Below are 21,105 nucleotides of genomic sequence, written 5' to 3' on the forward strand. Positions count from 1 at the left end.
CATATCGGTGAGGCTGATACAACGGTCCTTCGGGCAGTCGGTGTGTCAGGCTCGCGAACCGATCGCCCCGCGGTAGTCGCCGTTGGTGATCACCGTCCAGAGCAGGAGCGAGGTGAGGTGGCGTTTGTCGTTAGTCTGGGTAGTACCCGCACGCCTGGCGAGAAGGCCTTACCTGCGTCGGGGTTGGCGTCACGACCGTCCACTTCGGAGCGCCAGCGTTCAGAGGCGGACGTCGTGGCGGGAAGGTGCGTTCAGTTTGCGGCAGACCTTGGCGACGTAGTCCTCGACGGTGCGGCGGGACAGAAACAATGCCTGGGCGATCTCGCGGTTGGTGTGGCCGCCTGCGAGGAGACGAGCGACATCGTGCTCGCGCGGGGACAGTTCATCGCCGTAGCCGCGCCTCCCGCGCCGGGAAGGCGTGGCCACGCCGGCACCGCGGATGCGGTGGCGGCAGCGGGCGGCGTCGACCGTCGCCCCGAGTGACTCGTAGGACTCGGCGAGTACTTCGAGCACCGTGACGTTGGCGGTGGCTCCGTCCTCGGCTTGCTCCGCGAGCTGGGTGGCCCGGTACGGCAGACCAAGGTCGTGATGCAGGCCGATCGCCTCCCGATAGAGCCTGTCCGCCTCCCCGCGATCGTCCGTCACCGCCGCCAGCCGGGCGCGACAGCCGGTCAGCGCCGCGTGGGCCAGCGGGGCGTCCACACCCCCCAGACCGACAATGGTCTCGGCGACAAGCCGACGCGCGGCGTCGACGCGGTCCATGGCCAGGTAGAAGTCCACGGCTTGCGGCAAGAGGTCGCCCGACCACACCCACGCGCCTTTGCTCCGGAGCATCCCTACGCCGCGTTCCACGTGTTCTTCCGCCGCGGTGACCTTGCCCTGGCTGAGCAGCATGCCCGCCATGCCCCCGGCGGCCGAGACGCCTACCGGGAACACCTGGGTGAGTGGGTACGAGCCCGTCGCCTCGAAAGCCCGCTCGGCCCGCGCCCATTCGCCGCGTGCGGCCGCCAGCCAGCCTCGCGTGAGGTTCAGGTCGGTGGTCAGCAGCAGGTTGGCGTAGGTCTCGACCAAACGGTCGATCCGCTGTTCCAGGCCCGACCATTGTCCGTCGAGCCAGTCGAGCCGGACGGCTGTGGCTTCGGCGGTGCCGAGCACGTAGGAGGCGGCGGCGCGCTCGGCCAAGGTGATCCCGCTGCGCAAGAATTTCCGCGCTCGCGGATAGTGCCCGATCCACGAGCACGCGTCCGCCAGGTTGCAGTGCGCCCTGGCCAGGTGGTGGATTTCGTCGGGGTCGTGCACCTCGGACGGGGACGGCAGCTGGGCGACGCGCTCCCAGGTGCTGGAGTCGCCGATGATGAGCCGCCCGCCGAGCGTCGTGGCCAGCAGGACGGTCCGCAGGGCCTGTGTGGGCAGGTGGTCGGTGATCGTTTCCACCCGGCCGAGCGCGGTTCGGTGCTCGGCGATGGACGCGGTCCCCAGGTACGGGCCTGCCATGGCCGCCAGCCCGCGCACGGTGCGTTGCGGTTGGTCGGCGAGCAGGTCGATGGCGCGGGCGAGCTGGTCGGCGCCGCGGTCCACTGTCCCGGTCTCGCGCTGCAGCAGCAGCCCGAACCACAGGTGCACCTCGCCCCGGACGTCCGGGGCGAGCCTCGGGTCCGACAACAGGCTCTCGACCCGCGTCGTCACCACCCCGCCGGGCAATCCCATCAAGGCGTAGCCGCACAGTTTGATGGCAAGCCGGTTGGTGTCCTCGACGCTGATCTCCGGATCGGCCAACACCTCCGACAGCAGGTCGACCGCGAGGGCCACGTCCTTGACATCCTCCGCGGCCTCGGCGGCCAGTTCGCTGTAGCGCAGCCATTCACGTTTCCTGCCTGCGGCCTTGGCGTGGACGGACAGACGACCGGCTGGTACCCGGTCAAGGGTCGACAGCGCGGCCAGGGCGCGTTCGTGCAACTCTCGTCGCCGAGGGCCGGGCAGTGACGCACACACCGCGCGCCGCGCGAGGTTGTCCCGGAAACCGAACCTGTTCGCCGGTTCCTCCACGAGCACAGTGGATTTCGTCAGCCTGATGAGGTGTGCCACCTCTGGCTGGTCCGCCACGGCGCTCAGGACATCGGCCGTCTCCGGGACGCCCAGAACCGCGGCGGCCTCGGCGACGGACCGCGCGGCGTCGGGCAGATTTCCCAGCCGCTCTGCGATCGCGTCCGACACCGGGACTGGCACATCGATGCGGTCCAGAACCAGCTGGGCGCGGTCACCTTCCGCGCGTACGTCCACTGTCGGGTCGCGCAGTGCGCGGACGGTTTCCTCGACCATGAAGGGGATCCCGGCGGTCTCGCGCAGGACGGCCTCGGCGAACCGGTCCGAGGTCACCTCCTCCGCCACGAGTGCGTCGATCATGGCGCGCACGTCCGCCACGCCGAGAGGCCCCAGGACCAGGTTGACGCCGGTGACCCCGTGCGGGACGTGCGAGGGGTAACCGAACGGGGCCACGGTGGGCAGGTCTTCGCGGCGGTATGTCGTCACGATCGACAGGCCCGGCGGCGGGCTCGCCAGCACGAACCGCAGTACCCACCGTGTCTCCTCGTCCGCCCAGTGCAGGTCCTCGAGCACGAGCACGGTGGCTCCCAGGGAGCGGAGCAGTTCGTGCACGGCGCGGAAGATCCGATGCCGCTCGGCGTCGGGGTCGCCGAGAGCACGTGGCGCGGGCGGCAGGAGCCCGGCGAGTTCCGGCAGGTGGTCGCGCAGGGCGCCGGTCACCGGGCCGGGGTCGTCGAGGTGGTCACCACACTGGCTGAGGCAGTCGAAGAGCACTCCATACGGGAACGGCTCAGGCAGTGGCTGGCACGCACCCACGAGCACGCGCACTCCCCGGGCGCGGACGGCCGCGGCGAACTCGGCGACCAATCTGGTCTTGCCCACCCCGGCTGGTCCCTCCACGAACACAACCGACGGTGCGTGTTCCACCGCGTCGAGCAGGACGGCCAGTTCCGCGTCCCGGCCGACCATCGGCGCCGAGCCGGAACGGAGTAGAAGCGGTCTCGCGCCACCATGACCCATGCCTCGCTCCTGCCCGTGATCATGCGAAAAGGACTGTCCTACAGGGTAGGTCGGGCACCAGGGCTACGTAACCCCGTGGGAACGCGCATTCGTATGCGTAACCAGGATTCCGTACGCATACGGGTCCCGACCACGCTTGTTTCCCCGTCGCCCACGCCGAAAAGTGGATGCCCGAGCGGCCTGCTGTCCCCAGTCCCTGTCAATGGCCGCTCGAACGAATGATGGAGGACTCCATGCAGGAGCGCGGGAAACGATTGTTCTCGAGCTTGTTCACCGTCGCGGTCGCCGTGGTCACGGTGGCGACCGCGACGGGCGATGCTGCGGCGCGACAGGCGGAAACGGCCGTTGCGCAGGCCGGACATCCTTACCCCGGACAGTACATCGTGATTCTCGACAACGGCGCCCGCGCCGCGGCCGAGGGCCAGGCCGTGGCACTCAGTCGGCGCTACGGCGGCGAGGTGACCGACACCTACTCGGTCACCCTGAACGGCTTCGCGGTCCGCAACCTGACCGAGCGGCAAGCGCGGCGCCTCGCCGCCGATCCGTCGGTCAAATCCGTACACCAGGACGGCACGACCAGGGCGGCGGGAGAGCAGCCGAACCCGCCTTCGTGGGGCCTGGACCAGATCGACCAGCGAACCACCACCTTGGACAAGAAGTACGCCTTCCCGAACTCGGGTGAGGGGGTGACCGCCTACGTCATCGATTCCGGGGTCAACGCCCAGCACCCCGAGTTCGAAGGCAGGGCGAGCCATGGCTACGACACGCTCGACAACGACACCGACGCGAGTGATTGTTACTGGCACGGCTCGCATGTGGCGGGAACGATCGCGGGGGCGACGGTAGGGGTGGCGAAGAAGGCCAAGATCGTGGCCGTGCGCTCGCTGGACTGCAAGGGCTCCGGCCCGGACTCGGCCACCGTCAGCGCGATGGAGTGGGTGGCGAAGAACGCCGTGCGGCCCGCGGTGGTGAACATGAGTCTGGGCATGGACGTCGCCGGCGTCGGCGACGAGCAGGTCAAAGCCATGGTGGCCAAGGGGATCGTGGTGGCGGTCTCCGCGGGGAACAACGGTCAGGACGCGTGCGGCGTCAGCCCCGCGCGTGTTCCCGAGGCGCTCACCGTCGGCTGGTTCAACAAAGACCGCACCCGCGGCGGGAACTACGGTCGCTGTGTCGATCTCTTCGCTCCGGGCGGCAACATCTATTCCAGTGACCACACCGGAAAGTTCCGCACCGGTAGCGGTACGTCCATGGCATCCCCGCATGTCGCGGGCGCGGCGGCGCTGTATCTGGCCGCGAACCCCAGCGCGGCCCCGCAGCAGGTCAGCGACGCGTTGGCGCGAAGCGCCAGCCCGGACCTGATCACCAATCCCGGGACCGACTCGCCCAACAAGGTGCTCTACGTCGGCGACATCGGCGGGGGAACGCCGTCCAAGTGCGAGGTGAAGAGCAACGACCAGGACGTGGCCATCCCCGACGCGGGTCCGGCAGTGGACACTCCCGTGAGCCAGGACTCCTGCCAGGGCAAGGCGTCGGCCGCGTTGGCGGTCCGGGTCGACATCGATCACCCCTACACCGCGGACCTCGACATCGACCTGACCGGACCGAGTGGGGCGTCCTACCCGCTCAAGCGCGCGGGCGGAGTCGGCGAATCCGGCGGTGTACACCAAAGCTTCACCGTGGACGCGTCACGTGAGGACGCGAACGGCACGTGGCGGCTCTCGGTTCGCGACACCTACCGCTTCGATACCGGCACGCTCACGGGCTGGTCCATCAAGTTCTGACCGAAATAGACGGACGTCCCCGTTTTTCCTGTAAGGAGAATGATGAGAACACCACGCTTCGCCGTAGCGATCACCGCGGCACTCGTCACAGTGACGCTGCCGGTACTGAACACCACCGCTGCCGCCGCGCCACCCGACAAGGTCAGTGTCGCCGCGAACCCGACCGACCAACTCCGCACCGGAGACTGGGGAACCCGGATCGTCAACGGGGAACGCACCACCGTGAAGGAGTACCCGTTCGTCATCGCCGGCATGCGGGTCGGGGGCGGCGGCCCGCAGGGGCAGTCCTGCACCGCCTCGGTCGTCGGTAAGCGCAAGATCCTCACCGCGGCGCACTGCATGGTCGACACCACCGGCGCCAAGAGCTACTTCTACGGCGACGACGACTTGAACACCCCGGGCGACGAGACGTTCCGCACGGCCGTCGCCTCGTTCAAGACCCACCCCGGCTACACCGGCTCCGGCGGCTGGCGAACCGGCTACGACGTCGCGGTGGTCACCACCGTCGACGACATCCCGGTGCCGGAGAGCCAGTGGGCCAAGGTGGCAGGCTCCGGGGACAGCGCGCTCACCCAGCCGGGCAAGTCCGGCACCTCCCTCGGCTACGGCAAGACGTCGGCGGGCGGCGGTTCCGGTGAACTCCGCAAGACCACCATGCCGGTCAACGACCCCGCCGGCTGCCAGGTCTTCGACATCCGGGTCAACGGCGACCTCATGGTGTGCACCGGCTACAACGACGGGCGTACCGCTGACTGCTCGGGTGACAGCGGTGGCCCGTTCATCGTCGATGGTGTCGTCGTCGGCGTCTCGTCGTGGGGCTCCAGCGCCTGCGACCGCTACAGCATCATGGCCCGCCTGACCAACGCGATGGGTGACTGGGCGCGTGCCGAGATCGGCGGGACCCAACCCGGCGACGGGAAGTTCGGTATGGCGTTGTCACCGTCGGCCGGCAAGGCCGAGCCTGGCAAGCACGTCTCCACCAGCGTTACCACCACGGCGGGCGACCAGGGCCCGGAGAAGCTGGAACTGAGCGCGTCCGCCCTGCCCACCGGAACGACCGCCACCTTCCAGCCCTCGTCGACAGTCGACGCCGGGCAAGTCGCCAAACTGACCCTGCAGACCGCAGCGAGCACCCCGGCAGGCATCTACAAGGTCATCGTCACGGCCACGGGCACCTCCGGGGCCAAGACCGCCGAGTTCACGCTCACGGTCGGAGACGGCGGCACCGTCGACGGCCCGAGACCGTCCGCCTCGCCCGGCACCGGCACAGTCCCGCCCGGCGGCTACGCCAACGCGACGATCACCGTCACCGGCGGTACGGGTTCCATCCGGCTCAGCGCCACCGGTCTGCCCTACCCGCCGAGTTTCACTCCGCAGACCGTCAAATCGGGCGGTACCTCGCGAATGACGGTCATGGGGCCGTATCAGCGCGGCACCTACAAGGTCTCCATCACCGCGACGGACAGCGTCGGCAATACCGGGACAACGACCTACACCCTCACTGTCCGATGACGTTCGTGCCGTAAGTTGCTCGCCGGAACTGCGGAGCCCGTGGTCGCCCCGAGGACCACGGGCTCCGCAGCCCGTGTCCAACCCCGCGGGCGTCGGCGTGCGGTCAATAGGCCAGACGGGCAGGGCCCAGGCCCTGCGAAAGCAGAAGTGCTGTCCTCGTGACGGCGGGCGCGCCGAGTAGCGGTTCGGCCCTGGACCCAGGTTGCCGTTGGACAGGTCACGCGGCCAGAGTTGTGGCAAGCAGCGTGTTCGAACCACTTTTCGAGAAAACTTCAGGTCGGACAGAGGGTGATTCGGGGCGGCTTTGCCCGTCTCGCGGCGGTGGACGCCCATGCAGGCCTCGACTACAACGGGCACTGAGGTGTCAACGAACTCTGCGACATTGCACGCCGAGCGAACCCAATCCGCAATCAGGATTCCGCCATTTCCGCTCGAAGTCGTAGCCTCCAAGCTCGACACCGAGAATCCGTACATCGACACCACATATCTCCACAGGAAAGCAAGGCGCGGATGTCGACACAAGATAACCTTTAGCGGACTGAACACGCACACCCGAACCGATTACGTCGAGACACTGATCGTTCCACGCACCCGGCCCGGGGGCATCTCCGCATACATACGCCGACCGTACACTGACGTTGCCCGTGCTGTCGGCGTTGACTTGGGCTGCCTGAGCCGAACTCGGTGCCAAGGTGGCTGGTGCCATGACACCAGCCACGGCAGCGTACACCGCGCGACCGCGCCGACTCCGTCCACGAGCATCCCCACAATCATCTTCACGATTTTCGCATAGCGCGAACCTCTCCTGATTGAGCGTTATCCGGCGATAACGCGCAATCGGAGGGATGGCTGCCACGAAGGTTGCCCCACCGCCCACCGAAGAATGAGGCCTCTCCCTCGCGAGGGTGGCTGTGTCATCGCGGTCTTCTCCGACCTCGACCTCCTCCGCAACGAGTCCTCCACCAGTTCGGCATCGCTTCCAAACGCGCCGAGGTCGACGCGATCGAGCTGGTCGCCGCCCGCCAACATTGGAGAGTTGCCTGACTGACGGTGTTTCGTCGCGGTCGACCGATCCGGGCCGCACGTGACTGTTCGCTGCCGCTTCGACATGAGAAGAAGCGCCGTGCCAGGGTGGGGATTTCATGCCGCCCTGCTGTTCCGGTCGTTTGAGGGCCCGGCGGGGCTTGACCGGTTCGCTGAGGGGTCAGTTCTGATTGACTGGCCAGGCTGCGGCGGGGTGACAGTGTGCCGGGCAAGCCAGCACGTAGGTCTCGTTGCCGAGAAAGAGGCCGTATTGGCCGAAGCGGAAGGTGTCGGGCTGTTCGGGTCGGTGGTGATGTTTGTCGAAGCCGGTGTCTGTGGGGATTTGGCACACGTAGACGAGGTTATCGCCGCAGGGGCAGGTGTAGGACTCGCGCCCTTGGATCCAGCTCGGCACCCCGCCGATTTTGAACTCGGGGAGACCGATGCCGTGGTCGGTGAATGCCGAGTCGAGGTCCTGGCCGTCCGAGAGCGCCTCGCCGGGCCACCAGAGCGTGACTTGCTCGGTCGCCGGACGGAAGTCCAGCCGCCGTGGTCGCAGGTACTCGTCCGGGTCCGGGGTCGGGCTCGTGTGATCGCGGTGGAGCATGATTCTCCAGAACGCGCCGGGTGCCGTGTACAGCGGTGGTGGGGTGTCCCAGAACCTCGGCGGCAGCTGGTCCGACACGCCTTTGGCGACGACCGCGTCGTTGTGCGTGGGACACTGAAAGACCAAGAGATGATCTCCGCCGAACACGGCGATGTCCGCGGGGATGTCGAATTGGAAGAACAGGATCATCCTTTCGCCGCAGAAACACAGCGGCCAGGGCTCCCCGGCGGGGAGAATCGGCCAGCCGCCGACGGTGTCGCGGGCGCCCGGCGTGGCCGGGTCATTGTGCCTCTCGATCACGTACATCGGGACGTCGGCATCGCGAGTCAGCGGAGGTTGTACCGGAGGGGTGCTCACCCTCGACACCTTAAGCCGCCGATCCCTCCTCGCCGGCGGGGGTTATCCCGGAGAACCTCGTTGATTGCCTTCTCAGGTACGCCCTCGAAGAGCATCTCCGCGCGCTCATGCGGTGGGAATGCTGTCGCCCCGCTCGTCAGAGCGGACGTCGTCGGCGCGGTGCGCTCGGAGCTGGGCACGGACCGGCTGGTCACCTTGACCGGCCCTGGTGGTGTCGGCAAAACGCGGTTGGCCGTGGAGACGGCGGGCGGGTTGGCCGATGCCTTCCCCGACGGCGTTTGGCTGGTCGAACTGGCCATCCTGGACCGCCAGGGCAATCCGGGGACCTCAGCGGAACTGGCCGATCTGGTCGCCGCGGTCCTCGGCCTCCGCGACGATGCCACAACCGCCCTGTTTCCCTCCGCCGGCCCCGTTTCCTCGCTCGATCGGCTCACCGGTGCCCTGCGGACGAAGCGGCTCCTGCTGGTCCTGGACAACTGCGAGCACGTGACCGAGGCGGCCGCCGAACTCGTCGGACGGCTGCTGTCGACAGCGCCGGGCCTGCGCATCCTGGCGACCAGCCGTCAACCGCTCGCGGTGGACGGGGAGCAGGTGTGGCCCGTGTCGCCGCTGGAGCCACCGGCACCCGGGGCGGCGATCGAAGCCGTGCGCGAGTCCAGCGCGGTCCGGTTGTTCCTGGCACGAGCGAGCGCCGCCGTGCCCGGATTCGACCTGACCACCGGCAACGCCGATGCCGTCGCCACGATCTGCCGGCGGCTCGACGGAATTCCGCTTGCTTTGGAGCTGGCCGCCACGCGGATCCGGGCCTTGGGTGCGCGGGAACTGGCCGCGCGAGTGGACGACCGGTTCCGGTTGCTGTCAGGCGGGAACCGGGGAGCACCGGCCCGTCAGCGGACGTTGCGGGCGGCGGGGCCGCCTCAGCGTTGTCGAACGCTTTGTAGATCTCATTGAGAAAGCGACCGCATTCGGCGGTCGCGGTCCGGTCGAGCCCGATCGACGGCTCCAAGGGACTCGAACCAGGTAACCGGAGGATTCTTGCTTCGAGTCCAAGCGCCGTTTTGACGTCTGTCCGGCGTTCCCCGAATACGCCGCCTGTCTAGCGTCACCCTCATGGGCGGCGTGAGACCACGCCGAGGACGGATTGCGGCCATGTCCGGAGAATCATGAGGTCGACCTCAACGAGGGTGGCCGGTCCGGAGCGGATCGACGATGCCAGGCGTCGTGCCCGTGACCGGCTGCGAGCCTGGCCGAGCGCCATCGCGCACCGGCCACTGCGCATCATCGTCTCCGACCAGGCCCGCGGAAGCTGACCCAGCTCGGCCTGCACACCATCATCTCGCTCGAGGCAAACACCGGAGCGTGGCCAGAACTCCGGACAACGGGCCGGGTGTTCGGAAAACGATCGACCTGGTGAGCGTGACTCGGCAGAATCAAGGGCAGATGTCCTGTGCCATGGTGGTGCGAGGACCGTGCTTCACGAAAGGATTCTGGTGCGTCAACCCTCCCAGGGGCGGATGCAAGTACTGATCGCCGTCGATGAAGGCCGTGTGCGCAGGTACGGCATCGGGTGGGTTTGCGAGTGGCCGTCTGACGAAGACACAGCGATGAACTCCGACGCTGTGCCGCTCAAAGCCGTCAAAGACGTTCACAAGGATGGGTGGATCGCCATCCCCTACGTCCCTACCGCCCCAGGTGAGTCTGTCGTCGCGACGCTGACAGACGAGGGCCGCGCCATACTTATGCAGTTCCGGACGGACTGACCTGGTCTGTCCAGGGAACGATCGACGTTGCCGGTGCGGACTGGCGCGAATCAGCGGTGGGCGCCCTGTGCCGTGGCGGTACGAGGGCGGTCGTCGCGAAAGGGGCTTCGATGCGTCAACCCACTAAGGGCCGCATGCAGGCGTTGGCCGCTGTCGACCAAGGCCTCGTGCGGTTGTTCGAGCCTGAGATCGGCTGGCATGTTGCTTTCCCGCCGCATGAGAACGCGGAGATGACCTTCGAGGGTGTACCCGGTAAGGCGCTCAAAGAGGTTTACCGGGACGGATGGATCGCTGTCCCTTATGTGCCGGTCGAACCGCGCGAATCGGTCCTGGCCACGTTGACCGACAAAGGCCGGGCCATCCTGAGGCAGTTCAAGAAGGACGACAGTGGTCGCTGGCGCTAGCTGGCCGCGACGCGGTCGAGCCATGTCCCACCGCCGCCGAACCATAGGACTGCGGCCTGTTCGCGAACGATCGGACAAATCGCGGCAGTCGGTGAGGCCGAACGAGGCGGAGGCGGGTACGCAGCCGCTCGGTCGATGCCGTCCTCGTGAGGCGGCGTGCTCGCTGTCCGGCCCGCGCAGTGAGCACCGGGCCGGTGTATCCGACGCCGGAGTGCACCCGGTTCTGGGCCCAGTCGGGCCTCTCGCTCGCGGCGGCAGGGTCCATGCCGCGCGCAGGAAAACGGCCTGGGGTTTCGGCTCCACACGACGCCGTGGCTTCGCCGGATGTGGGGATTTCAGCACAACGGCGCGAGCCATCCCAGGTGGTCGCGGGCGCCGCTGGTCGAGGATGGTGGTGCCGGCCCCGCGCTTGGGCGTGGTCGAGGCGGACCTCGTCGAGCATGACTGCCCGGCCAGAATCACAGGTCTGGTTAAAGTCGGCTCGCGGGCGAGCCGGACGACGTGGCCGAGTTCGATGCCGTGTTCGACCGGTGCCGAGGGGTGCTGCGCGTGGTCCACGGTGGCAGCGGCCGCCAGCCAGACACCACTGTCCATTCAAGCCACCGGTGCTGTCGAATCACTCGCCACTGGCGGTACCGTCCGGCGCATGCAGGTCTACATCGGGCTACTCGGCGGTGCGTTGAGAGGCATCTTGGGCGGGATCGTCACTTACCTCGCGACCCGAACGAAAGCGCGGCTCGAACTGGTGCACGCACACGACCTGACGCTGCGGACCGAGCGTCTCATCCGCTACCAGCGACTCTTTCACCTGTCTGGGCGGCTGCCCCGCTACTGGCGGCCAGGCGAGGAGCCTGACAGGCAAACCCTCGCTTCCCTCCGCGAAGATTTGCATGAGTGGTATTTCGGCGAGGAGGCCGGTGGGCTGTTCCTCACCCAGGAGGCCAAGACCAGGTACCTGCGGCTGCAGAACGCCTTGGCCGAGGCAGTGGATGCGGGCCCAACTCCACTGTCCGAGCAGGAGTCGATGACGTTGCGCGGCCTGGCGAGCGAGCTCAGACATCAGCTCGGCGAGGACATCGGTGCGGCCAGCCCGCCACGGATCAAGCGCCTGAGTGTCGGTCCGACGCTGCCGCCACCTGAACCCCACAGATGATTGTGTCTGGACCTAAAGGTTGTCCCATAATGATCGAGTGTGTTAGTGGCTATGGGTGACGGCGGAGCTGTCCGGTGCCGTAGCGGCCGTCAGGCCGTCATGGTGCGGTTGCGTATGAAGGTGATGCCGTGGGTGGCGTGCCGGACGCCGTCAACGACAAGCTTGCCGCAGCGGACCACGCCGAGGACGTCCGCCACATCGACCAACGGGTCACCACGATCGGGCAGAACTTCGCGCTCGAGGCACCGTTGCTGGCAGTGTTGCCGGTGGACGAGTTCGACATCGCACTCACCACCACACCGCGCGTGGACCGCTACGCCAGGATCACCGTCCGCCAGGCGCTCTGCTCTGTCCCTGCGCGGCTGATCGGGCAACCTGCCCGGGCGAAGCTCGACGCGGAAGAGGTGGTGGTGCTGCACGGCTCGAACGAAGTCGCCCGGCATCCCCGGCTGACCACCAAGGGCGGGCAGCACTTCGTGCTCGATCAGTACCTTGAGGTCTTGGCTGGCAAGCCTGGCGCGCTGCGCGGGTCGACCGCACGGTCGAGGCACGACAGAAGGGCTGGTTCACCGCCACCCATCGTTCTGGGCTGCCGCCCGCGCCAAACACGGAGACCAGGCGGGAACCAGGGTGCCGATCGAGGTCCCTGCTACTGCACTGGCGGATGGTTCATGCGCACGTGATCGCTGGGATCCGTACCACTTTGGAAGCCGGGTCGGTCTCGGCCCGACGTGGTCGCGATCGAGGCCCGCAAACACGCCGCCGCGGCCGACGAACCAGCACCGAGCTGCCAACGCCACAGCGCAGCCGCAGCAAGGTCGTCTCGCTGCCCGAACGCCGCCGCGACGCCGAGCTGCCGCAAGACTCACGCCCCGCACCGTCGGTCGAGGCCTACGACCAGTTGCTGCACAACATTCCGAGCAAGGGGAACGTCTCATGACCCGCACCACCGCCCGAGGCCGGACCAGATCACCGAGGAAGCCGCCGACGCCGCGATTGAGCAGGCCTGCCGGATCCGGAGGCTGCCCACCATCCGCGACCGCCGAGCACGTCTTGCCAGATCCGGTCGGCCGACGGGAACTCATGTCATAGCGGCGCTGCGACGACCGGTATGCCCAGCTCGTCCGGCGCGACGCGGGCGAGGCGTCTGGTCTCGTCTCGTTTCTGCCGGAAGAAGGTGAGCGTGAGGTCGATGCCCTCGACCTCACCGAGCCAGGCCTCATGTTCGGCGCGTGCGCGGCGGGCCGTCAGGTCGTCCTCGATCTCGTCGAGCCTGGGCAGCATTTTCGGGGTTATGGCGAGCATGGGGCAACGCAAACAAGCGTGCTCATGCTGGCACCCGGAACCGTATGGTCGCGTGCAACCGCCCAGTTCGACCTTTCGCCGGTCGAAGTGTTCCTCAAATTCGGACCACTCGCTGTCGGTGACAGGTTTATACTCATCCGCTGACCGGGCTTGCCGGCGGTAGTCGAGGAATTCTTGGTAGTGGCGCACGACATCCTCATTGAACACTGTCCGGCCCCACGAACGATCGGTTGCAGCCAGAGTTTGATGTTGACCAGTTGACCGGTTCCGCCTTCAGGACAGTCCTGGTGTAGGTGGCTGCCGTAAGGCGACGTGGACGATGGGTGAAATATGGTAGGCGTCGGCTATTCACCTCCGACGCCTACCACTTACCTGGATCAGACGAGCTGCAGTACCTGCGTCAGCGGGCGTCGCGGTTTCTGCGGCCAGTTTTCCGGGGTAGCGAAACCGACCGAGAGGAGCATGACCGGGATTTCGTCAGCGGCCAGTTCGAATTCCCGGGCGACGCCTTCTGGCTCGAAGCCGATCATGGGTGCGGAACCCAGTCCCATCGCGTGGGCGGCGAAGATGAGTGCGCCGGCGCCGAAGGTCGCGCTCCGCACCGCCTCGTCGCGTGCGCGCTGCGGCTGTTCGAAGTAGAGGGACTTCGCCGCCCCTTGCCACCCGGCGGCGACGTTCTCGGGCATGATGCCGGACTCGACCGCCGGGGCCAGCCGTTCAGGGGTGCGTTCGTGGTCGGCCAGTTGCCCGCAGACGATGAAGGTGACCGCCGCGTCGGTGATCTTCGGCTGATCCCAGCCCACCTTGCGCAGCCGCGCTTTGGCTTCGGGGGTGCGGGCCGCGATGAAGCGCCAGTTCTGGAGGTTGAAGGAAGAGGGCGCCATTGTCGCCAGCCGGACCAGGTCGTGGATCTGCTCGTCGCTGATGCCGCGGTCCGGATCGAACAGGTTGATGGTCTGGCGTGTTTCGATGGCGCTGACGATGGGGTGGTTCATGGGTTCCTTTCGGTGTTTCGGAAATTCCGGTCAGATGATGCTGTCTATGACGCCACCGTCTACGCGCAGCGCGGCACCGGTGGTGGCGGAAGCCTGGTCGGAACTGACGTAGAGGATCATGTTCGCCACCTCGCCGACTTCAGCGGCACGCTGGATGATCGAGGAGCCGCGGTGGGCCGCCACAAAATCCGCCGCCACCTTGTCCAGGCTGCTCCCGGTCCGCTCGACTTCGGGCTTGAGCATGTCGGCCACTCCCTCCGAGAGGGTGGGGCCAGGCAGGACCGCGTTGACGGTCACACCGGTCCCGGCGAGGCGTTTGGCCAGTCCGCGCGAGATCGCCAGCTGGGCCGTCTTCGTGAAGCCGTAGTGGATCATGTCCACCGGGACGTTGATGGCTGACTCCGACGAGATGAACACGATCCGGCCCCAGCCCCGGTCGGCCATGGCCGGCGCGTAGGCCCGGGCCAGACGCACGCCGGACATGACGTTGGTTCGGAAGAACCGATCCCACTCCTCGTCCGGGGTGTCGAAGAAGTCTCGTGGCCCGAATACGCCGAGATTGTTGACGAGGATGTCGAAGTCGGGATACTCGGCGATCAGGCGGGCGCAGGCTGATTCGGTGCCGAGATCCCCCGCGAAGCCCGCGAGCGATGGCTGTGGGCCGCCCAGCCGCGCTGTCGCGGCCTCCACGCTCGTTCCGCTGCGGCCGTTGATGACGACGCTCGCACCTGCGCCCAGGAAGCCCTGGGCGGCCGCGAAGCCGATGCCGCCTGTCGACCCGGTGACGAGTACGCGCCGCCCGGTGAAGTCAATGTTCACTCGTGATCTCCCGCTTGCAAACGATTGTATCCGCGACCGCATTGGGGTGCGAACATGACGGTCAAATAAGCTGATAGTAAGTTTAGGTTACTATATGGACTGTAGTTCGAAGTGTTGTGCCAGGGCAAGGCGGGGGTCGACTAGACTGCGTGAGCCAGGTGACAAGGGTGTGACCTGCATGTGAGAGGGGACTGGAATGGTCGGTCGGGCCGAGCAGAACGCGAGCGATCCGGATCTTGGCGTGCTCGCCGGGCGTCTGCTGTTCGCGGTGCAGGACGAGCTCTTCACGAAGCTCGCCGCCGAGGGGTTCGACGATCTGCACCCGCGCCACGGAGCAGTTTTGGCCTACATCGACAAGGATGGCGTGCGGGCGACCGAGCTGGCCCAGTTGTCCGGGCAGCACAAACAGGTGATCGGTAAGTTGGTCGATGAGCTGGAGGCGCTCGGTTACGTCGAGCGTCGGCCGGATCCCGCCGACCGCCGGGCGAAGCTGGTGTGCCCGACCGAGCGCGGACTGGCGGAGATGCGCGCCGGGGGCAAGATCATGTCGGGGATACACGAGCGGCATGCCCGGCGCCTCGGCCGGGAGCGGTTCATCGCCTTCAAGTCTGCATTCATGGACATCGCCACACATCAACGCCGTCTTCGGAACTCATGACAGCGTTTCAAGTCAGATGAAGGTCTTCGCGCCCGGGTCGGATGTCGAGTCGTGTGTCTACGGTCTCGGCCGGTGTGCGAGGTGATGGAAGGTTGTGTGCCGACGGAGCCCGGTCCCGTATCGGACCTTGTCTTCGCGGTCGGTATATCGCCGGCGGCCTGCGTGCTCGCTAGGCGCCGACGTCGAGCGTGGGCTTCGTCGTCGTCTCCACATCGGCTGGGCTGATAGTAACTTTAGGTGACTATCATCGGCGATCGCACTGTGATGCTGCCTACGCTGGCAGAACTTGCCGGCAAAGTAGTAATGTTTGGTGAACATCACTGATGTTTACTAAATGGAAGGTCGGCGATGATCACACACGTCAAGGGCAGCCATCACATCACTTTGTCAGTCGGCTCGGCGCAGGAAGACGCCCAGTTCCACGTGCACACCCTGGGCATGCGGTTCATCAAGCGCACCGTGCTCTTCGACGGCAAGCTGCCGATCTACCACCTCTACTACAGCAACGCCGACGGCGACCCGAACTCCGTGATCACCACGTTCCCGTTCCGCAAAGCGGGGTGGACCGGCCGGCGGGGAACCAATCAAGCACGTGAGGTCCTGCTGTCGGTTCCCGCCGGTTCGCTCGGATACTGGGCGCAACGCCTCGCCGAGCACGGTGTCGACAGCGAGCACGCGGAGGTGCTGGAGAGCCGTCGTCTGCTCTTCCGGCACCCCACCGGCATCGAGTACGGCATGGTGGAGGTCGACGGTGACTCCCGCCGAGGTTTCCTCGGCGGCGGTGTGCCCGCCGAGTATGCGATCCACGGCTTGTTCGGGGTCGGTATCCACGTCAGCCACCCCGAGAACATGGTCGAGTTCATCACCGGGCAGCTGCACGCCGGCGCGGTGGCCGAGGAAGGCGACCGCGTCACCGCCCGCATCGGTGAACCAGGTCAGGGAGGCGCCGTCGAACTGGTCGTCAACCGGACCGACGACCCGGGCACCTGGACCTACGGCGAGGGAACCGTGCACCACTTCGCGTGGAACGTGGTCGACCTGGGCAACCAGCAGGAGATCAAGCACGAGATGGAGGGTGCCGGCTACACCGACATCTCGGAGGTGAAGGACCGCAAGTACTTCAAGTCGGTGTACGTGCGCTCACCGGGTGGCGCGCTCTTCGAGATGGCCGTCACGGGGGAGGCGGGCTGGACGATCGACGAGTCGCCACGTGAGCTGGGTACCCGGTTCCAACTGCCGTCCAGGTTCGAACTCCGCCGCAACGAGATCTTCTCGCAGCTCGAGCCCATCGACATCTGAGCGAACGGAAGGGGCGGCGGTGAGCGATCCGGCATGGACCGTCGCCGGACTCGGCCGCGCACTGCGGGCCGGGTCGCTGACGAGCGTGGAGATCGTGCGGCGACTGCTGGATCGGGCGGACAAGCAGGACCCGGTTCTCGGGGTTTACCGCACGCGGTTCGACGGCTCGGCGCTAGCCGCTGCCGTAGCTGCCGACGCGGAACTCGCGGCCGGCCACGACCGTGGCCCGTTGCACGGGATCCCTGTGGGAATCAAGGATCTCATCACCACTCGCGAGGGACCGACCACAGCCCAGAGCGTGGTCGGTCACCGTTGGCACTCTGTCCGATCCGACGCCGCTGTGGTCACCTGGCTTCGTGAAGCGGGCGCTGTGCTGCTCGGCAAGGTCGCGACGATGGAGTTCGGCGTGGGAGGCCCGGTCGGGCAGTCCTGCTTCCGCAGCCCGCGCAATCCCTGGCACACCGGGCATTGGACGGGTGGCTCGAGTTCCGGCACCGGAAGCGGCGTCGCGGCCGGTTTTTTCCCGGGTGGCTTGGGCACGGACACGGCCGGAAGCATCCGCGGCCCGGCGGCGTACTGTGGCATCACCGGGCTCAAACCGACCTTCGGCCTGGTCCCCGTGTCCGGCTGTGTGGAGCTGGCCCCCAGCTACGACACGGTCGGACCGATGGCCCGGACGGCCGAAGACTGCGCCCTGCTGCTCGATGCGTTGACCGGGCGCCACCACCATGCCGGTCTCACCGGGCACTTGTCCGGGATCACTGTGGGAGTCGACAGTCTCGGAGGCCGGGGGAAGGCGGCGGCACCGGCCACGCTGACGGCTCTGGAGGCTGCCGTGGAGGTGCTTCGCGAGGCCGGTGCCACAGTGCGACGGATCGACGTGCCGTGGTACGAAGAGCTGACGACGGCGACGGTACTCGGCTTCGTCGCGGAAGGATTCGCCGAGCACAGAACCGGCCTGCGACGGCATTGGCGGTCCTATGGTCCGCAGACCCGCTTGGCGCTGGCCACCGGAGCCCTGCTCTCCAGTGGGGACTACGAACAGGTGCACCGCGTTCGCCAGGCGGGTCGAAACGCGATGAACGGTTTGTTCGGCGAGGTCGATCTGGTGGTCACCCCGACGGCGGCCGGGCCGGCGCCCGCGCTGGCGGACCTGCCGGGGCACCGGACGATCGACGCGCTGTACACGCCCATCTGGAACGCGACCGGCAATCCCGCTCTTTCCCTCCCGATGGGCTTCACCGACACCGGGCTTCCGCTGGGGCTCCAAATCGTCGGACGTCATCACGCGGAGGCAAGGGTCCTCGATGCCGGCCACGCCTTCCAAACGCGGAGTGACTGGCACCTCCGCATCCCTGCCCCTGCGATGGACGACATGCCCGAACCGGTGCCGGTCTGGAGTGACACCACCGTGGCAGATGGCCCGGTGCCCGCGCTGGTGAAAGCCGCAGGACTTCCGGCGACCATGGCGGAGATCCAAGTCCTTGCCGCGCGCTACCCGGAGTTGGCCACGCGGTTGGCTGCCCTCTACCGGGTCCCTTCCCGTCCGGCGTAGTGACCGGGCCAGTCCTGGTGACGAATCCGGGTGATCGTCCGGATCTCGCCGATCCCCGCCCACTCGTTGCGCCCCAGCCGCGCCAGCGGGCGCAACCGGCGGACATCGGGCAGGCTGTTGCCTCGTTCGTCGGTCTCGAACATTTCCTCGCGCACGGCGATGTGCCGCACTTGGCCGATGACGACGAACGAGTCACCGAGACCCAGTTCGTGGACCAGTTCGCACTCCAGGGACACTGGCGACTCGGCCACCCGGAACGGCGCGACGGTCGCGCTGTTCTCCGCGGTCACCGCGACGGCCTCGAATTCGCTGGTATCGCCGGGGAAGTCCGTCGCCGTCGCGTTGATCTGCTCGAACATGTCCTCGGTGGCGAAGTTGACCACGAACTCGCCGGTCTCCCGCACGTTCCGCAAGGAGTCCTTGACCGCGATGGAGGTGAACTGCACCATCGGTGGATCGGCGCACGACACGGTGAAGAACGAATGCGGAGCCAGATTGTCCACACCGGCGCGTGACCGGGTGGACACCCAGGCGATCGGCCTCGGCACCACCACCGCGGTCAGCAGCCGGTAGACCTCCTGAGGATCCATGCGGACCGGATCGATCTCAGCTCGCATCGAAAGGTTTCCTCTTCTGTCACGTCGGCGAAGGATGGAAACAAAAGTATACAGTCACCAAGTGCTACTACTATGTTGGGCGGACGAGGCGGCGACGGTCACGCTTTGCCTGACGTCACAGGGGAGGAAGCTCATGGTGATCGACCTCCGAGACAACACTTCTCGGTTGACCGGCAAGGATGCCACGAGATCGGGTACGGTGGCTTCCAGGCTGATGCAAACGTTCTCATTCTGGAAGGCGATGGTCATGTCCTTACGCCACATCGATCCTGAAGGCCTGCATCCCGTGCCCGGAGTGCTCAGTCATGCCGTCGTGGTCCCGGAAGCGGGTCTGGTGTACCTGTCCGGGCAAGTCGCCTGGAATCCGGCGGGCGAACTGGTCGGCGCCGGTGATCACGGCCGGCAGGCCCAGCAGATCGTCCGCAACATCGACATCGCACTCGCCGCGGCGGGCACCGATCGATCCCATGTGGTCAAGGAGACCATCTACATCGCCGACTACAGTCCGGACGTCGTTCAGCCGATCATCGACGCGCTCAGGAAGGGAGTGACGACACCGCCGCCCGCGCAGACGATCGTCGGAGTCGCCACTCTGTACTCGCCCGAGTTTCTTCTCGAGATCGATATCGTCGCCACGCTCTGATCGGGCGTCCCGTCCGCGGCGCGCGGAGAGAGAGTGAGGCACGATAAGTACTGAGTTGGCGTTTCGATCGGCGACCGAGCTGGCCCGGCTCATCGCTACCCGTGAGTTGTCTCCGGTGGAGTTGATGAAGGCGTGCATCGCTCGAATCGAGGAACGCAATCCCTCGCTGAACGCCCTGGTCCACACCGATCTCGAGCACGCCCGGTCGGCGGCCGTGGCGGCCGAAAAGGCGGTCATGGCAGGCGAGGAAATCGGGCCGCTGCACGGCGTGCCCACCGCGATCAAGGACTTGTTCAGCACCCGGGCGGGGTGGGTCGCGACCTTCGGTGGCATACCCGCGCTGAAGAACTTCGTCGCGGACCAGTCCAGCCTGTGGGTCGAACGGATGGAGGCCGCCGGTGCCGTCATTCTCGGCAGTACCAACAGTCCGGTCCTCGGTTTCCGCGGAGTCTGTGACAACGCGCTCTTCGGCCCGACCTGTAACCCCTTCGACATGACCCGGAATTCGGGGGGTTCGTCCGGTGGGGGCGCGGCCGCTGTCGCGGATGGCCTGGTGCCGTTCGCCGAGGGCACCGATGCCGGTGGCTCCATCCGCATCCCGGCGGCCTGGACCAATCTCGTCGGTCACAAGCCTTCGGCCGGACGAGTTCCGCTGGTCATGCGTCCGGACGCGTTCGGTGGCACTGCGCCGTTCATTCACGAGGGCGCGATGACCCGGACGGTCGAGGACACGGTCACGACGTTGCGGATACTCGTCGGTGCTGACCACCGAGATCCGTTCAGCGTCGACGAGCGCCCCGGCTTCGCCGACGTCCTTGGCGGCGATGTCCGCGGTATGCGGATCGCTTACAGCCCGGGCCTCGGCGTGCACCAGGTCGAGCCCGTCGTGGCCGACGCCGTTGGGCAAACCGTGCGGTCCTTGGAAGAGGCCGGTGCGTTCGTGGCTCTTGTCGATCCGGAAATCCGGTATGACCAAACCGAACTCAGTGATCTCTGGTGCCGATGCGTGGCCAGGATGGTGCTGCCGATCATCGAGAACTTTCGCGAGCGGGGACTGGACCTGGTCGAGCTGGACCAGATCCCGGCTCCTTTGCTGCGCTGGCTCGACCACGTGGCTGACGAACGCCTGCCCGCGCAGTCCCGCGATTCGGTGATGCGCACGCACGTCTTCGACGCCATCCAGCACGTTCTCACCGACCACGATCTGCTCGTCTGCCCGACGGTCGGGGCGCTGCCCGTGGTCAACGGCCCGCGCGGCGAGACACTCGGGCCCGCACGAGTCGACGGCGTGGCGGTCGATCCCTCCATCGGCTGGACGCTGACGTATCTGCTCAATTTCACCGGTCACCCCGCGTGCTCGGTTCCCGCCGGTCTCGTCGATGGCCTTCCGGTGGGAATGCAAATCATCGGACGACGCTTCGCCGACGGCGACGTGCTGCGGGCCGCCGCTGCTGTCGAACGACACCGGCCATGGGCCTCGTGGTACCCGGCACGACGCGGAGGAAGTGGTCGCGGTGCGTGAGCGGGTGCCACACCCGCGGAAGAATCCGC

Annotated in this window: 18 protein-coding genes; 12 read left to right on the forward strand and 6 right to left on the reverse strand. The window is 67.0% G+C overall.

The annotated features are described in order from the left end of the window. Positions 1 to 219: 219 nt before the first annotated feature. A complete protein-coding gene (locus tag BS329_RS20685; RefSeq protein WP_076162894.1) occupies positions 220 to 3,063 on the reverse strand; it encodes an ATP-binding protein in 2,844 nt (947 codons plus the stop codon). A gap of 233 nt (positions 3,064 to 3,296) precedes the next feature. Between BS329_RS20685 and BS329_RS20690 the strand changes: the two genes are divergently transcribed. Together BS329_RS20690 and BS329_RS20695 are read left to right on the forward strand one after the other, a co-directional pair. Then, positions 3,297 to 4,847, forward strand: coding sequence for a S8 family peptidase (locus BS329_RS20690; protein ID WP_076162982.1), 1,551 nt, complete (start codon positions 3,297 to 3,299; stop codon positions 4,845 to 4,847). 42 nt (positions 4,848 to 4,889) lie between these two features. Further along, on the forward strand, positions 4,890 to 6,359 hold the full coding sequence (locus BS329_RS20695) for a trypsin-like serine protease (RefSeq protein WP_076162895.1): 1,470 nt from the start codon (positions 4,890 to 4,892) through the stop codon (positions 6,357 to 6,359). A 1,204-nt stretch (positions 6,360 to 7,563) separates the two neighbouring features. Here BS329_RS20695 and BS329_RS20705 read toward each other — a convergent pair. Then, a complete protein-coding gene (locus tag BS329_RS20705) occupies positions 7,564 to 8,178 on the reverse strand; it encodes a hypothetical protein (protein WP_084750052.1) in 615 nt (204 codons plus the stop codon). 327 nt (positions 8,179 to 8,505) lie between these two features. Between BS329_RS20705 and BS329_RS20710 the strand changes: the two genes are divergently transcribed. The 5 genes from BS329_RS20710 to BS329_RS20730 all read left to right on the forward strand — a co-directional run bounded on the left by BS329_RS20710 (position 8,506) and on the right by BS329_RS20730 (position 12,346). Then, complete coding sequence (locus BS329_RS20710; protein WP_076162898.1) at positions 8,506 to 9,297, forward strand: ATP-binding protein; 792 nt, start codon at positions 8,506 to 8,508, stop codon at positions 9,295 to 9,297. A 212-nt stretch (positions 9,298 to 9,509) separates the two neighbouring features. Beyond that, positions 9,510 to 9,656, forward strand: a complete 147-nt coding sequence (locus BS329_RS43925; protein ID WP_167480020.1) for a hypothetical protein — start codon at positions 9,510 to 9,512, stop codon at positions 9,654 to 9,656. Between the two features lie 584 nt (positions 9,657 to 10,240). Then, positions 10,241 to 10,510, forward strand: coding sequence for a hypothetical protein (locus BS329_RS20720; RefSeq protein ID WP_076162900.1), 270 nt, complete (start codon positions 10,241 to 10,243; stop codon positions 10,508 to 10,510). A gap of 646 nt (positions 10,511 to 11,156) precedes the next feature. Then, a complete protein-coding gene (locus BS329_RS20725; RefSeq protein ID WP_143253132.1) occupies positions 11,157 to 11,663 on the forward strand; it encodes a hypothetical protein in 507 nt (168 codons plus the stop codon). Between the two features lie 137 nt (positions 11,664 to 11,800). After that, the gene (locus BS329_RS20730) at positions 11,801 to 12,346 is read left to right on the forward strand and encodes a Mu transposase domain-containing protein (RefSeq protein ID WP_208619241.1); all 546 of its coding nucleotides are present in this window, start codon (positions 11,801 to 11,803) and stop codon (positions 12,344 to 12,346) included. A gap of 403 nt (positions 12,347 to 12,749) precedes the next feature. On the opposite strand, the gene BS329_RS42695 is transcribed toward BS329_RS20730, so the two are convergent. The 3 genes from BS329_RS42695 to BS329_RS20745 all read right to left on the reverse strand — a co-directional run bounded on the left by BS329_RS42695 (position 12,750) and on the right by BS329_RS20745 (position 14,782). Beyond that, complete coding sequence (locus tag BS329_RS42695) at positions 12,750 to 12,968, reverse strand: recombinase (protein WP_143253133.1); 219 nt, start codon at positions 12,966 to 12,968, stop codon at positions 12,750 to 12,752. A 377-nt stretch (positions 12,969 to 13,345) separates the two neighbouring features. After that, positions 13,346 to 13,963, reverse strand: a complete 618-nt coding sequence (locus tag BS329_RS20740; protein WP_076162904.1) for a nitroreductase family protein — start codon at positions 13,961 to 13,963, stop codon at positions 13,346 to 13,348. Between the two features lie 30 nt (positions 13,964 to 13,993). After that, on the reverse strand, positions 13,994 to 14,782 hold the full coding sequence (locus BS329_RS20745) for an SDR family NAD(P)-dependent oxidoreductase (protein ID WP_076162905.1): 789 nt from the start codon (positions 14,780 to 14,782) through the stop codon (positions 13,994 to 13,996). 196 nt (positions 14,783 to 14,978) lie between these two features. Here BS329_RS20745 and BS329_RS20750 point away from each other — a divergent pair, with 196 nt between their 5' ends. From BS329_RS20750 to BS329_RS20760, 3 genes are all read left to right on the forward strand, one after another. After that, positions 14,979 to 15,440 carry a MarR family winged helix-turn-helix transcriptional regulator gene (locus BS329_RS20750; protein WP_076162906.1) on the forward strand — a complete coding sequence of 154 codons (462 nt, stop codon included), beginning with the start codon at positions 14,979 to 14,981 and terminating at the stop codon, positions 15,438 to 15,440. 348 nt (positions 15,441 to 15,788) lie between these two features. Then, complete coding sequence (locus BS329_RS20755; protein ID WP_076162907.1) at positions 15,789 to 16,739, forward strand: VOC family protein; 951 nt, start codon at positions 15,789 to 15,791, stop codon at positions 16,737 to 16,739. A gap of 19 nt (positions 16,740 to 16,758) precedes the next feature. Then, positions 16,759 to 18,294 (forward strand): amidase, encoded by a 1,536-nt coding sequence (locus BS329_RS20760; RefSeq protein WP_076162908.1) that lies wholly within the window; start codon positions 16,759 to 16,761, stop codon positions 18,292 to 18,294. Here the strand turns inward: BS329_RS20760 and BS329_RS20765 are convergent. Then, positions 18,267 to 18,911: a flavin reductase family protein gene (locus tag BS329_RS20765; protein ID WP_076162909.1), complete on the reverse strand. Its 645-nt coding sequence runs from the start codon at positions 18,909 to 18,911 to the stop codon at positions 18,267 to 18,269. The genes BS329_RS20760 and BS329_RS20765 overlap by 28 nt on opposite strands. A gap of 133 nt (positions 18,912 to 19,044) precedes the next feature. Here BS329_RS20765 and BS329_RS20770 point away from each other — a divergent pair, with 133 nt between their 5' ends. Together BS329_RS20770 and BS329_RS20775 are read left to right on the forward strand one after the other, a co-directional pair. After that, entirely contained in the window at positions 19,045 to 19,554 is a 510-nt protein-coding gene (locus tag BS329_RS20770; protein ID WP_244197236.1) for a RidA family protein, read from the forward strand. Positions 19,555 to 19,678: 124 nt separating this feature from the next. After that, the gene (locus tag BS329_RS20775; protein WP_084750058.1) at positions 19,679 to 21,076 is read left to right on the forward strand and encodes an amidase; all 1,398 of its coding nucleotides are present in this window, start codon (positions 19,679 to 19,681) and stop codon (positions 21,074 to 21,076) included. Positions 21,077 to 21,105 lie beyond the last annotated feature (29 nt).

This window comes from Amycolatopsis coloradensis (assembly GCF_001953865.1).
GTDB lineage: Bacteria > Actinomycetota > Actinomycetes > Mycobacteriales > Pseudonocardiaceae > Amycolatopsis > Amycolatopsis coloradensis.

Bases quoted from the DNA above. Each gene is read 5' to 3' on its own strand.
- BS329_RS20685 (WP_076162894.1), bottom strand. From the start codon at position 3,063: ATGGGTCATGGTGGCGCGAGACCGCTTCTACTCCGTTCCGGCTCGGCG.
- BS329_RS20690 (WP_076162982.1), top strand. From the start codon at position 3,297: ATGCAGGAGCGCGGGAAACGATTGTTCTCGAGCTTGTTCACCGTCGCG.
- BS329_RS20695 (WP_076162895.1), top strand. From the start codon at position 4,890: ATGAGAACACCACGCTTCGCCGTAGCGATCACCGCGGCACTCGTCACA.
- BS329_RS20705 (WP_084750052.1), bottom strand. From the start codon at position 8,178: ATGATCCTGTTCTTCCAATTCGACATCCCCGCGGACATCGCCGTGTTC.
- BS329_RS43925 (WP_167480020.1), top strand. From the start codon at position 9,510: ATGAGGTCGACCTCAACGAGGGTGGCCGGTCCGGAGCGGATCGACGAT.
- BS329_RS20720 (WP_076162900.1), top strand. From the start codon at position 10,241: ATGCAGGCGTTGGCCGCTGTCGACCAAGGCCTCGTGCGGTTGTTCGAG.
- BS329_RS20725 (WP_143253132.1), top strand. From the start codon at position 11,157: ATGCAGGTCTACATCGGGCTACTCGGCGGTGCGTTGAGAGGCATCTTG.
- BS329_RS42695 (WP_143253133.1), bottom strand. From the start codon at position 12,968: ATGCTCGCCATAACCCCGAAAATGCTGCCCAGGCTCGACGAGATCGAG.
- BS329_RS20740 (WP_076162904.1), bottom strand. From the start codon at position 13,963: ATGAACCACCCCATCGTCAGCGCCATCGAAACACGCCAGACCATCAAC.
- BS329_RS20750 (WP_076162906.1), top strand. From the start codon at position 14,979: ATGGTCGGTCGGGCCGAGCAGAACGCGAGCGATCCGGATCTTGGCGTG.
- BS329_RS20755 (WP_076162907.1), top strand. From the start codon at position 15,789: ATGATCACACACGTCAAGGGCAGCCATCACATCACTTTGTCAGTCGGC.
- BS329_RS20765 (WP_076162909.1), bottom strand. From the start codon at position 18,911: ATGCGAGCTGAGATCGATCCGGTCCGCATGGATCCTCAGGAGGTCTAC.
- BS329_RS20770 (WP_244197236.1), top strand. From the start codon at position 19,045: ATGGTGATCGACCTCCGAGACAACACTTCTCGGTTGACCGGCAAGGAT.
- BS329_RS20775 (WP_084750058.1), top strand. From the start codon at position 19,679: ATGAAGGCGTGCATCGCTCGAATCGAGGAACGCAATCCCTCGCTGAAC.